Origin of the sequence: Snodgrassella alvi, from assembly GCF_002777425.1 — a bacterium.
Taxonomy (GTDB): Bacteria; Pseudomonadota; Gammaproteobacteria; order Burkholderiales; family Neisseriaceae; genus Snodgrassella; species Snodgrassella alvi_B.
In genome coordinates this window covers 51,417-63,707 of record NZ_MDVC01000002.1, presented here as the reverse complement: position 1 = coordinate 63,707, position 12,291 = coordinate 51,417, and the positions used below count along the sequence as shown (strand labels likewise).

Here is a 12,291-nt window from a genome sequence, read left to right as displayed (position 1 = left end):
TTTATGCGTTTGCTTTTAATTTTGCAGAGCCTGCCGCCAGCTATGTACATTAGACTGGCGGTTTTGCTCAAAATTTTCCAGCATATCCAGTTCAAAGCGCGAAAAACCGGCCTGTTCACGTGCATCAATATTCACATAGCCACGAAAAATAAATAAATCATAGCGACTGAGTAAGCGCCGGAATAAAGCCAATGGTTCCAAACCGCGCAGTCTGCATAGATACTGATACCAGTAATTCCCCACCTGCACATGCCCCACCTCATCGCGATAGATAATATCCAAAACGGCACAAGTGGCATCATCTCCCTTTTGCGCTATTTTAGTACGCATTCCCGGAGTAACATCCAGCCCACGCGCTTCCAGTACTCTGGGCACCAGAGCCATGCGTAACAGTGGATCAAATGCGGTTTTATAAGCCATATCCCACAAATGATTATGCGCGGAAAAATCACCATAATCGTAGCCCAAGGCCTGTAAACGCTGCCGCATAAGCTGGAAATGATGTGCTTCTTCGGCAGCAATCCGCACCCAATCGCGAGTAAATTCTTCTGGTAACAGCCGAAAACGATAGGCAGCATCAAGCGCCAGATTGATTGCATTAAACTCAATGTGACAAACTGCATGCAATAAGGCTGCATAACCCTCCGCTGTCGTAAACTTGCGACTTTTGACTTTGGCTGGCGGCACCAGCGTTGGCCGCACCGGATGGCCAGCAAAACGAAAATCTTTAATTACAGCAGTTTCATCCCGTTGCAATGCATTAGCTGGTGTTTGTAAACATAACTGTTGTGCCGCATTGCTCAGGGCACATTTTTCATCGGGCAAACAACTTAATAAGGCAGATTCCAGCAAGGCAGCAATAGACATTTTCAAAAACAGGCATAAAGTAAATTACAGTTCAGTATACATGGCCTGCACGAGCAAAATAAACCATCATTTAGATAGATTTTACTTTGCATATAGTGGAAATCACCTAATAGTTTTACAATATAAAATCTTTAACATGAAAAGGATAAATATATGAATTATTCACGCACGCTTAAAGGTACCCTACTTGCACTGACCTTGTCAGCCACATTTCCTGCCATAGCAGATGACAATTGGCAAACCTGTAAAGAAAAGCAGCAACAGATTGAGAAGCAATTACAATATGCTCGTGCCAATAATAATCAGAAACAAATTAATCGTCTAAATATCCAGAAAACCGATATTGCCCAAAACTGTAGCAACGAAGATTTGCGGCAGAAATATACCCAGAAAATCGATAAGTTAACCAATAAAATTAATGAAACCCAGCGCAAGCTGGACAAAGCTCAGGCTAAAGGCGACAGTGACAAAATTACTGACCTGCAAAATAAACTGAATGAGAATAAGGCAAAACTTCAACAGGCAAAACAGAACTTTGCCCGTTTTGAGCAGGCAGCCAAGCAGTAAATTGATCAATCCATGCTGATGGAAAAGTTAATAGGATTACGATTTTTTCTATTAGAATCCTATTGCATGATTACTTTACTTATATGGCACCCACGCCAATATTGCTTTAATCTTTAAATATAATTAAAAAGTAATTTATTATACAAACTAATAATTAATATTATTAATTTGTAATTTTATTTTAGCCCCCTCAGGAAACCGGTTACTTGCCTGAGATGCATAAGATATCATTTAAAATAGCCACTTGATTTACTAAAATGGTTTTGCCTGTTTGCAGCACTATTGTGCAGAAGTAGCCAAACAAGCAATTTCTGTTTCAACTTTAGCCGCGAACAGCTAAAATATTCATTAATAGTTTAGCAAAGGAGTGATTAATGCGAATTTTGAGTAAAGCTGTGCTTAGTGGCATTATGGCTATCAGCAGTGTACTGGTTAGTGCAGGTGGTTTAGACACCCTGCAAAAATTTAATTCAGATACAGATGGTATTTCTGGCCAGTTCACCCAGACAGTTCACAGCAAAAAACGCACGCAAACAACATCCGGGACATTTGCCATTCAACGCCCGGGGCTCTTTCGCTGGGAATACACGCAGCCTTATAAACAGACAATTGTCGGCGACGGTAAGACTGTCTGGTTATATGATCAGGATTTGGCTCAGGTAACCAAACAAGAGCAGAACCAGACAATTGGTGATTCGCCAGCAGCCATTCTTTCCAATAAATCAGCACTGAATGCCAATTATTCCCTGTCAGATGATGGCAGCAGCGATGGTGTCGATTATGTACGCGCCATACCGAAACGCAGTAATACCGGTTATCAGAATATTCGTATCGGTTTTCGTGGCGACAATCTGGCCAACATGCAGCTAAAAGACAGTTTTGGTAATCAAACCACCATCACATTCAGCAAAATCAATACCCATCCGCAATTTAACCGCAGTCAGTTTAAATTTACACCACCCAAAGGTGTCGATGTACTGACCCAGTAGCAAGCACAATTAAACAAACAGGCAGGTATTACCTGCCTGTTTTATTTCGCTATCAGCAGCGGTATACATATGAACGTCCATTGTGGGTGCTGCGACACCAGCGTGGCCTAAACATCATCCAGTTCATATCATCATCCCATCTGCGCTGCATTGCCCAGTCTCGCGCCTGTTGTAACCTTATCTTACTCACATAGTTGTCCCAAGCCAGTCTGTAACAACTCTGAAAAATCGGCAGATTAACCTTTTGCCGATATTCTTCCGCTATTTTCGCATTGGCAGGGTCAGAAAAAAATGCCGGATTTTGCATTTGTGCCTGCATCAATTCGGCAGTACGTGCATCACATTGTGATGCCAAATCCAGCTTCAGCTTCTGTTCAGCAGCTTTTTCCGCTGCCGCCCGGGCAGCTTTTTGTTCCGGTGTAGCACAAGCAGCCAGCACTAAGCCCATCAAGCCCAAAGTGAAAATTCTACGCCAATGCATATTAATTCCTTCTATCCAGCCAGTTAACGGACATTTATCATTATACGCCAGTATATTATGCCGTTCAGAAGCTATTTTGGCATAATCTCTACTACCGGCTTGCGCTGCCAGTAAGGCCGATAAGTGTGTAATAGCTGCCAGCGCACCGGCCGTGCCGATAAAGTAGTTTGCATGCCTCCCATCCGGTCTGTGCGCAACAGGGTAATACCCTCCTGTAGCAGCAACTGCTGTACCTGAACATGCGGGTGGCCATATGGATTGGCGAAGCCAGCACTGGCAACAGCATATTGTGGCGCCACTGTACGGATAAAATTCATATCACTGGAATGACGGCTGCCATGATGGCCTAAAATTAAAATCTGGCTGAATAAATTTTCGTTATATGCAGCCATTAAAGTACGCTCTCCCTTTTTGCCCAAATCACCAGTAATCAGGATGGCTTTATCGGCACTCACAACACGTAACACGCAGCTATATTCATTTTTTCCGCTTTTGGCCACCACCGGCTGATTAAGAAACTCAAACCATACCCCATCCCATTGCCAGTTTGAACCACCTCTACATGCTTGCACTGGAAAAGAATATGCTTGTGGTTGTCCAGCAATAATACTGTGTGGTTGCAGGTGCCGCTTAATCAGCGTTGCACCACCATCATGATCACTATCATTATGAGACAGAACCAGCGTATCCAGCCGTTTAATACCAGCAGCACGTAAATTGGGCAACAAGGCAGATTGCGCTGCATAGGCAGTGCCAGTATCAAACAATAATTCATGTTTGGCTGTACTGATACTTACAGCCAAACCCTGCCCAACATCCCATACCCTGATAACTGCTTCACCCTGAGCAGGACGCGGTGGTCGATAGCTGAGCAATAAAAGTAAAATCAATAGACATAATGGACGTAAATACCACCCGCGTGGCAGTAGCAACAGCAAAACAGCAATAAGCGCCAGCAGCCATAACGCCAAAGGAGCATGTGCCGGATAATATTCAGGAGCATAGCCAGCTACCCAGTGTAGCAGGCACATGGTTTGTTCACTCAGATAGGCGGCAAGAGTACGCAATATATCCACTGGTATAATCAATGACAGTAAGGCCAATGGCACCAGTACCAGCGTGAACCAGGGAATAGCCAGTGCATTTACCAGCGGCGATATGAGCGGTACCGAACCAAAGCAAAAAGCCACCAGTACAACCGAAGCCAGCCCTGCTGCCCATTGTGCCAGTACTAACTGACGCCATTTAGCACTATGGCCATAGCCGTCACCAGCCCACATCAACACAGCAACCAGCAGAAAAGACAGCCAGAATCCAACACTTAATACAGCCAAAGGGTCAAACAGCAATACAATCGCTATCGTTAACCACCATACCTGAAAGGCACGCAAATACCCGCGTCGCCAAGTTAAGGCCAGAATAATAATCATCAGCATACTGCGCTGAGTGGGAACAGCAAAACCGGCCAGTGCACTATAAAGAATAGCTGTCAGCACAGCCGTGCAGCGGGTGTATATCCATGGCTGGTGAATGCGTACGGGTAAATACTGTAAACATTTACCACATAACCATGCAGCCAGCATGGCCAGCATACCTACATGCAGGCCGGAAATACTAACCAGATGATTCAATCCAAGTGGGCGAAATATTTGCCAGGCGGCTGCAGGTAATGCAGACTGCTCACCGACAGCAAGCGCTTTGAGCAAGGCTACACCCTGCGGGTAAGTCTGAGCCTGTGCCTGCCAGCGTGCGCTACACCACAGACGCCAGCGTGCCAGCCATTCCAGCCAGCCAGATGTAGCTGGTAATGCTTTACGCTGCCCTTTGACGACTGTAGCCATCGCACCAATATGATTGGCCAGCGCCCAGGCTTCCTGATTGAAACCAACCTTATTGGTTTCGCCGATAATCGCACGTACTTTTGCCCTTACCTGCCATCTGCTGCCCGGCAGCCATTGCTGTTTTGTGTAATCCGTTAATAACCATTGCTGCTGTTGGCCGTTGGGTAAACTTACCTGAGCCACAAAGCGGCTGCGCTGCTGATTCTGCTGGGGAATATCCGTGACTTTAATCACAACATCTTGTAACTGTGCTTTATCCGTTAATGGCCATTGTTGTTGCAATATCATATCGGTACGCCATAATGCAAATATCACGCCAGCGCAAATTGCACAGCCATAACGACACCATTGCCAGCCAGGCCACACAATCAATACAGCCAGAATAAACAAAGCACTTAGCCATGGCAAAATTACAGACTGAGGTAATAAGTAAGACCCACAGACGCCCACAACCCACCATGGTAACCATGCACAGGCAAAACGGATTTTCGCCATATAAACAGCTACAATTCCCCAAAAAGATATAATTAATTTTATATTTATACTACATACATTATACCAAATAAATTAACATAAAATGTCTTTGTAATTTATTCATGGTTTAATCGGTATAATTCTAAATTAATCTCAGAAAACTTATAATTATTTTTCTATGTGTTATCGACTGAATCAGTTCAATCTTAAAGCCACTCAGGCATTAGTCAGTAATTAACCGATTTTCATCTGCTTATTTTATATATGGGTAAACACTAGCTACAGCAATCATCTTTGCATCAAATAATCAAACAGTTAAATGGAAGTAAATCATATAATAGCTTATACAAGACAGCGGACATCAATACTCAGATTTAACTATAAATAGCAAAGTATTCACAAAACTGATTTTTGCCCCGATCGATTACTCACTCGCATCAGATTAATCACAAGCCTGCCCAGATAGAGACAGCTTATATTTGCAAAACTACCCGCCTAAAATTAAATTTAATTAACATCAGTAATAGCCACTGTGAAAACAACCAAATGTAGGTATAATATAAAATTTGATAATCGTAAGCTGACTAGATTAAAAGGATTTAACTACACCATGGCGCAACAGCCTGCCGAGAGCGGAAAACTGAAAAAATCCTTAAAAAAATACATGCTCACTGGCGTGCTCGTATGGCTGCCCATTATTGTGACAATTTGGGTAATCAGTTATATCATTGGCATGGCAGATCAGCTCGTCAACATTTTACCGGCACGCTGGCAACCACAGGCATTTTTAGGTTTCAAAATCCATGGTATAGGTTTGCTGGCTGCGCTTATCATTGTATTTTTTACTGGCTTACTGGCAGCCAATATGCTCGGACGCAGAATATTAGCTGCTTGGGATGCATTTTGGGGGCGCATTCCTGTCGTAAAAAGCATTTATTCGGGCGTCAAGAAAGTATCTGAATCATTATTGTCAGATTCGCGCCAGTCGTTCAAAACACCGGTGTTGATACCTTTTCCGCAGCCAGGCATCTGGACGATCGGATTTGTATCTGGCCATATACCGGATAACATTGCATCTGCCCTGCCACATCAGGCTGGCGACACGCCGGCAAATGAGTACATTTCTGTATATGTGCCAACTACGCCCAATCCTACCGGTGGCTACTATATTATGGTCAATAGTAAAGATGTACGCGAAATCGACATGAGCGTGGACGATGCACTGAAATATGTTATTTCGCTGGGCATGGTACAGCCAGACGAACCCCCACATAAACAGTCATTACAGGCTATTTTCCCGCTACACAAACCAGCCAAACCACACTAGCACCGGGCTTTGACCGGGATGATATTCCTGATGACACAATTAACCGTAATCACTGCAACAAAGGCATTAAAATGCGAACCAACTATTGTGGCTTAATTAACGAGCAATATCTCGACCAGACCGTCACCGTAAAAGGCTGGGTACATCGCCGTCGCGACCATGGTGGTGTAATATTTATTGACTTGCGTGACCGCGAAGGCATCGTACAGGTTGTGATTGACCCTGATACACCAGAGGCATTTACTCTGGCCGATTCTGCCCGTAATGAATATGTACTGAGCATTACTGGCCGTGTTCGTGCACGCCCAGATGGCACCAAAAACGACAAAATGATTTCTGGCGGCATTGAACTGTTAGCCAAGGAAATAGAAATACTCAATACCGCTGCTACCCCTCCTTTCCTGATTGATGACGAGGGCATTAGCGAAAATGTTCGCCTCACCAACCGGATAATCGATTTACGCCGTCCGGTAATGCAGAATAATCTGCGCCTACGCTATCGTGTGGCCATGGCTGTGCGCCGTTATCTGGACAGTCAGGGATTTATTGATATCGAAACACCGATGCTTACCCGCTCTACTCCGGAAGGTGCCCGTGACTATCTGGTACCTAGCCGTGTATTCCCGGGTGAATTTTTTGCGTTACCCCAATCACCGCAATTATTCAAACAGTTATTGATGGTGGCCGGGTTTGATCGTTACTACCAGATTGTTAAATGTTTCCGTGATGAAGATTTACGTGCCGACCGTCAACCTGAGTTTACCCAGATTGACTTGGAGACTTCGTTCCTTAGCGAGAACGAAATCATGGATATCACTGAAAACATGGTTAAACTGGTATTTCAGGAAGCATTATCTGTCGATTTACCCACTTTCCCACGCATGAGCTGGCACGACGCCATGTTCCTGTATGGTTCAGACAAACCGGATTTACGGGTAAACCTGCAATTTACCGAGCTCACTGATGTTATGAAAACGGAAGAATTCAAAGTATTCCGTGCTGCTGCCGACATGAAAAACGGCCGAGTTGTGGCATTGCGTGTACCTAATGGCGCCGGATTAAGCCGCAAGGAAATAGATACTTATACCGAGTTTGTAGGCATCTATGGTGCCAAAGGTCTGGCTTATATCAAGGTTAACGACACCAGCAAGATAAACAATGGCGAAGACAGCGGCTTGCAGTCTCCGATTGTGAAATTCCTGTCTGATAGCGCATTGCAGTCGATTATTGAAAAAACCGGTGCCCAGAATGGCGATATCATTTTCTTTGGCGCAGACAAGGCTAAAGTTGTGAACGAAGCCATTGGTGCCCTGCGTGTCAAAATTGGCCATGAACACGGTGCTGCCAATGGTTACTTTACCGAAGAATGGCGCCCATTATGGGTAGTTGATTTCCCCATGTTTGAATATGATGAGGAAGAACAACGTTGGTCTTCCATGCATCACCCGTTTACTGCACCCAAGACTGGCCACGAAGATTTACTGGTAAATGCACCCGAACAATGCCTTGCCCGTGCTTATGATATGGTATTAAACGGCTGGGAAATCGGTGGTGGTTCCATCCGTATCCATCGTGCTGATATTCAGGAAAAAGTATTTGCTGCACTAAAAATTACACCAGAAGAACAACAGAATAAATTCGGTTTTCTCCTAAGCAACCTGAAATTCGGTGCGCCACCTCATGGTGGTCTGGCTTTCGGTCTGGACCGTCTGGTTACCCTGATGGCTGGTGCTGACTCCATTCGTGACGTTATTGCTTTCCCGAAAACCCAACGTTCACAGGACTTGCTGGTAGATGCACCAAATCATGTAGATGAAAAACAACTGCGTGAATTAGGCTTGCGCTTACGTCAGAAAGCTCAAACTGAAGAACAGAATTAATTGCTTTATTCAATAAAAAACTGCCTGATAGCTGTCAGGCAGTTTTTTTTATCGAAATCATCATTGATGATGAGAGTTAAATCAGAGCGTTTTAAAATTCAGAGCACTGGATTAAACCGACTATTATCAATAATTGATTAATCAACGCTTTTGCAGCCACACACCCGATTCAATATGTGGTGTAAAAGGAAACTGGTCAAACATCGCCGCTCGCTTAACTTCATGCGTAGTTAGAAGTATTTGCAGATTTTCGTGCAAAGTGACAGGATTACACGATACATAAATGATATTGTCAAATTTTTGCAATAATTCAAGCGTTGCCTGATCAATACCAGCTCGTGGCGGATCCACAAAAACCGAGCTGAACTGATAATCAGCCAGATAAATCTGCTCGCTCGCCAAACGCTGGAAAGCCCTGACACCGGTATAAGCCTCAGTAAACTCTTCGGCCGACAGCCGAGCCAAAGCAATATTATTTATCTGATTAGTTTCAATATTCCAACGCGCAGCCTGTACGGAGGTTTTTGATACTTCTGTAGCCAGCACCCGGCGAAAATGGCGGGACAGAGGCAGAGTAAAATTACCATTGCCACAATACAGTTCCAGCAAGTCTCCGCTATTAATCGCTTGCGCCACATTCGTAGCCCAACTCAACATGGATTGACATACTTCTGCATTAGGCTGAGTAAAACCACCTTCTAGCTGCTTGTACTGAAACACCTCATGATTAACAGTTAACCGCTCAATAACATAATCCCGTTCCAGAACTACTTTCTGTCCGCGACTGCGTCCCAAAATCCGAATACCCAGTTCGGCTGCCAATATTCTGGCCGCCTGAACCCAGCTATCGTCCAATTTTTTGTGATAAATCAGCGTTACCAGCGTGTCACCTGCCAGTGTGGTTAAAAACTCAACCTGAAACAGCCGTGCTTTTATCAGCTCATTGGCCTGTATGCTATCCAACAGCTTTGGCATCAGTGAATTAATATTTTCATGAGCAATAGTAAAATTACGCAACTTGCGTACATTACTGGCACTGGCTTTTTCACCCGGCGTAAACATGGCATAACTGCACTCATCCCCATCATGCCAGATGCGAAACTCGGCACGCATCCGGTAATGCGATGCAGGTGAAGTAAAAACCTGCACCGGTGGGAAAGCACAGTCTGCAAATAAATTATCCAGATAAAGTTGTTTATCAGACAGTTGTTGTTCGTAAGCGGCAGTCGTCATGAAATTAACAGGCAAAGCAAAAAAGGAGCTATTATAACAAACCCCTGTTTATTCCCGCACATCACGCTGAGTCTGTTGGCCATAATCTTCGGCTGCAATCATGGCAGCAATTTGTTGTGCCGTATCTTCAGCACTCTGTAACTGATTTTTCGCTTTTAAATTAATAAATTTATGTACCAGCGGAAATTTTTCTACATCGGCAGAACGAATATTCTGCTGCATATTCGTATCCACCACCCCAGGTGCAATGCTGGCAATACGCACGTGCGGATGCTTCTCAGCAGCCACTACCGCTGCATGCTGATCCAATGCAGCCTTGGTAGCACCATAAACACTCCAGCCTGCTATCGCATGGCGGCCAGCGCCGCTACTGATATGAGCAATACGAATGTCGGCTTTGGTGGCAGCCGCAATCACGGCATTGGTTAACAATAATGGCGCAGCAATATTTACCGTTACGGCTGTGATAATTGCATCATAGTCCTGCTGGCCGGCCAGTGCATTTGGTTCCACCATCCCGGCATTATTAATCAGAATTACTTCATTCTTGTTTTCCAGATTATTCTGCCAGCTAGCTGATTGTACTAATGTTGCCATCGCCTCTGCATCAGCAAAATCAATTGCATATTGCAGTAATCGTTCCGGCGGATTGTCCCAGCCATGCCGCGATAGGCCAACAACCCTGATTTCCTGAGCTAAATAGTATTCAGCCAGAGCGCGGCCCAAACCACGACTATGGCCAGTAATAATCACACAATTTTGCATATCAAATTCCTTTTTCAAGATTAACCAGATTTGTAGAGTGACACTGGATATCAGGCAAATCCATGGCCGACGAACATACCGGTAACTACACTACCACTGGCCTTTAAAACCATAACTATTCTAAAACAGCTTGATATATAGCGTAGAAGATTTACAGCAGCGCGGCACAAAACAATCTGTTTATCATTTAAAAAAATATTAGTATATTCAGAATTGATAGCGTATTATCGCAATTTCTGGTACTGGGAGAAAACCAATTCAGACGTATTTTAACTTCAGATAACAAACAGTATAGCACAAACAGAAAACTGCATCCGTCCGTAAATCTATCCCCGTTTCATGTAGATTTTACAACTTAAAATGGTTGGCTATATAGCATTTAATACTATGTTGTATTGCTAATCTCAAGCTTGCTACTAAAGGAAACTATTATGTCCTTGGGCACTATTCGTCATGACTGGGCTCTGCCTGAAGTTATGAAATTATTTCAATTACCTTTTAATGATCTTATTTTTAAGGCTCAAACTGTACACCGACAATACTTCAATTCAAATGAGGTACAGGTTTCAACCTTATTATCAATCAAAACAGGTGCCTGCCCGGAAGATTGCAAATACTGCTCTCAGTCCGGCCATTACAATACAGGATTAGATAAAGAAAAATTACTTGAGGTACAAAAGGTCATAGAAAAAGCCAAAGCAGCTAAAGCAATAGGTTCCACCCGTTTCTGTATGGGTGCTGCATGGAAACATCCTACGGCTAAAGATATGCCTTATGTCTTAGAGATGGTAAAGGGTGTGAAAGCATTAGGCATGGAAACTTGTATGACCTTAGGTAAACTATCACCAGATCAAGCCTATGCCTTGGCCGATGCCGGACTAGATTACTATAATCACAACCTGGATACTTCACCAGAATTTTATACTCATATCATCACCACTCATACTTACAGTGATCGATTACAGACATTAGCTCATGTGAGAGAAGCAGGTATGAAAATTTGCGCAGGTGGTATTCTGGGGATGGGAGAATCAGTTAAAGATCGTGCTAATTTATTAATCCAGTTAGCTAATTTAGCAGAACATCCAGAAAGCATTCCCATTAATAATTTAGTTAAAGTTAAAGGCACACCTCTGGAAAATGAACCAGATATAGACCCGTTTGATTTTATCAGAATGCTTGCTGTCGCCCGTATTATGATGCCTAAATCCTATGTGCGATTATCGGCAGGACGGCAACAAATGAATGAGCAAACCCAAGCACTAGCCTTTTTAGCAGGCGCTAATTCTATATTCTATGGAGATAAATTATTAACAACAGCTAATCCCCAGATAGAAAAAGATCAGGCATTACTTATTAAATTAGGGATTAGGCCAGAACCACGACAAGATTATGGCGATGAAGTGCATCAAGCCGCTATAGAGCAAGCTATTATTGAGCAAGATCAAACTAGTATGTTTAACGATAGTACCAATGCTTAACCACGAGTTATATTTACCTGTTCATCAAGCAAAGCAGAAGATTCATGAGTGAAAATCAATGGCCAATCACTATTTAAAATTAGCTAATCATTCTGATGTAATACAAATTTCTACAAGGTACTAAACGAAGAAGGAAACAAAATACAATTTTACCGAATAGATTTAATCACGCCTCTTTGATGGGCGGGAATTTGTTAAGTGGTGCTGTTTTAGCCTTATCAGTACATTAAATTCCATTAGGCCGGTATTATTAATCAAAACCATATCATCCTTGTTTTCTAGATCGTTTTGCTTGCTGGCCAATTGTCGTCATATGGCCTGAATCTCAGTATCGGCCAAATCAATTACATATTACAGTACTCCTTCCGGCAGCTTGCGCTAGCCAT

10 protein-coding genes are annotated in these 12,291 nt (G+C 43.5%); 5 read left to right on the top strand and 5 right to left on the bottom strand.

All coding sequences use genetic code 11. From position 1 onward, the window contains the following. Positions 1-15: 15 nt before the first annotated feature. Entirely contained in the window at positions 16-867 is an 852-nt protein-coding gene (locus BGI33_RS00970; protein ID WP_373885076.1) for a ferritin-like domain-containing protein, read from the bottom strand. A gap of 153 nt (positions 868-1,020) precedes the next feature. Here BGI33_RS00970 and BGI33_RS00965 point away from each other — a divergent pair, with 153 nt between their 5' ends. After that, positions 1,021-1,434 (top strand): DUF1090 domain-containing protein, encoded by a 414-nt coding sequence (locus tag BGI33_RS00965; protein ID WP_100089520.1) that lies wholly within the window; start codon positions 1,021-1,023, stop codon positions 1,432-1,434. A gap of 374 nt (positions 1,435-1,808) precedes the next feature. Beyond that, positions 1,809-2,423, top strand: a complete 615-nt coding sequence (gene lolA, locus BGI33_RS00960; RefSeq protein WP_100089519.1) for an outer membrane lipoprotein chaperone LolA — start codon at positions 1,809-1,811, stop codon at positions 2,421-2,423. 52 nt (positions 2,424-2,475) lie between these two features. On the opposite strand, the gene BGI33_RS00955 is transcribed toward lolA, so the two are convergent. Further along, on the bottom strand, positions 2,476-2,904 hold the full coding sequence (locus BGI33_RS00955; protein WP_180298944.1) for a hypothetical protein: 429 nt from the start codon (positions 2,902-2,904) through the stop codon (positions 2,476-2,478). A 71-nt stretch (positions 2,905-2,975) separates the two neighbouring features. Next, positions 2,976-5,240, bottom strand: coding sequence for a DNA internalization-related competence protein ComEC/Rec2 (locus BGI33_RS00950; RefSeq protein WP_100089518.1), 2,265 nt, complete (start codon positions 5,238-5,240; stop codon positions 2,976-2,978). Between the two features lie 589 nt (positions 5,241-5,829). On the opposite strand from BGI33_RS00950, the gene BGI33_RS00945 reads away from it, so the two are divergent. Beyond that, a complete protein-coding gene (locus BGI33_RS00945) occupies positions 5,830-6,546 on the top strand; it encodes a DUF502 domain-containing protein (protein ID WP_100089517.1) in 717 nt (238 codons plus the stop codon). Between the two features lie 71 nt (positions 6,547-6,617). Next, entirely contained in the window at positions 6,618-8,426 is a 1,809-nt protein-coding gene (gene aspS, locus BGI33_RS00940) for an aspartate--tRNA ligase (protein WP_100089516.1), read from the top strand. A gap of 141 nt (positions 8,427-8,567) precedes the next feature. Here the strand turns inward: aspS and trmA are convergent, their stop codons facing one another. Together trmA and BGI33_RS00930 are read right to left on the bottom strand one after the other, a co-directional pair. Next, on the bottom strand, positions 8,568-9,659 hold the full coding sequence (gene trmA, locus BGI33_RS00935; protein WP_100089515.1) for a tRNA (uridine(54)-C5)-methyltransferase TrmA: 1,092 nt from the start codon (positions 9,657-9,659) through the stop codon (positions 8,568-8,570). A gap of 48 nt (positions 9,660-9,707) precedes the next feature. Beyond that, the gene (locus BGI33_RS00930; protein WP_100089514.1) at positions 9,708-10,424 is read right to left on the bottom strand and encodes an SDR family NAD(P)-dependent oxidoreductase; all 717 of its coding nucleotides are present in this window, start codon (positions 10,422-10,424) and stop codon (positions 9,708-9,710) included. Positions 10,425-10,855: 431 nt separating this feature from the next. On the opposite strand from BGI33_RS00930, the gene bioB reads away from it, so the two are divergent. Continuing rightward, positions 10,856-11,905 carry a biotin synthase BioB gene (gene bioB / locus BGI33_RS00925; RefSeq protein ID WP_100089513.1) on the top strand — a complete coding sequence of 350 codons (1,050 nt, stop codon included), beginning with the start codon at positions 10,856-10,858 and terminating at the stop codon, positions 11,903-11,905. The last annotated feature ends 386 nt before the right edge of the window (positions 11,906-12,291 follow it).

Coding starts and splice junctions, on each gene's coding strand:
- lolA (WP_100089519.1), top strand. CDS start 1,809: ATGCGAATTTTGAGTAAAGCTGTGCTTAGTGGCATTATGGCTATCAGC.
- bioB (WP_100089513.1), top strand. CDS start 10,856: ATGTCCTTGGGCACTATTCGTCATGACTGGGCTCTGCCTGAAGTTATG.
- BGI33_RS00965 (WP_100089520.1), top strand. CDS start 1,021: ATGAATTATTCACGCACGCTTAAAGGTACCCTACTTGCACTGACCTTG.
- trmA (WP_100089515.1), bottom strand. CDS start 9,659: ATGACGACTGCCGCTTACGAACAACAACTGTCTGATAAACAACTTTAT.
- BGI33_RS00930 (WP_100089514.1), bottom strand. CDS start 10,424: ATGCAAAATTGTGTGATTATTACTGGCCATAGTCGTGGTTTGGGCCGC.
- BGI33_RS00950 (WP_100089518.1), bottom strand. CDS start 5,240: ATGGCGAAAATCCGTTTTGCCTGTGCATGGTTACCATGGTGGGTTGTG.
- BGI33_RS00955 (WP_180298944.1), bottom strand. CDS start 2,904: ATGCATTGGCGTAGAATTTTCACTTTGGGCTTGATGGGCTTAGTGCTG.
- aspS (WP_100089516.1), top strand. CDS start 6,618: ATGCGAACCAACTATTGTGGCTTAATTAACGAGCAATATCTCGACCAG.
- BGI33_RS00945 (WP_100089517.1), top strand. CDS start 5,830: ATGGCGCAACAGCCTGCCGAGAGCGGAAAACTGAAAAAATCCTTAAAA.
- BGI33_RS00970 (WP_373885076.1), bottom strand. CDS start 867: ATGTCTATTGCTGCCTTGCTGGAATCTGCCTTATTAAGTTGTTTGCCC.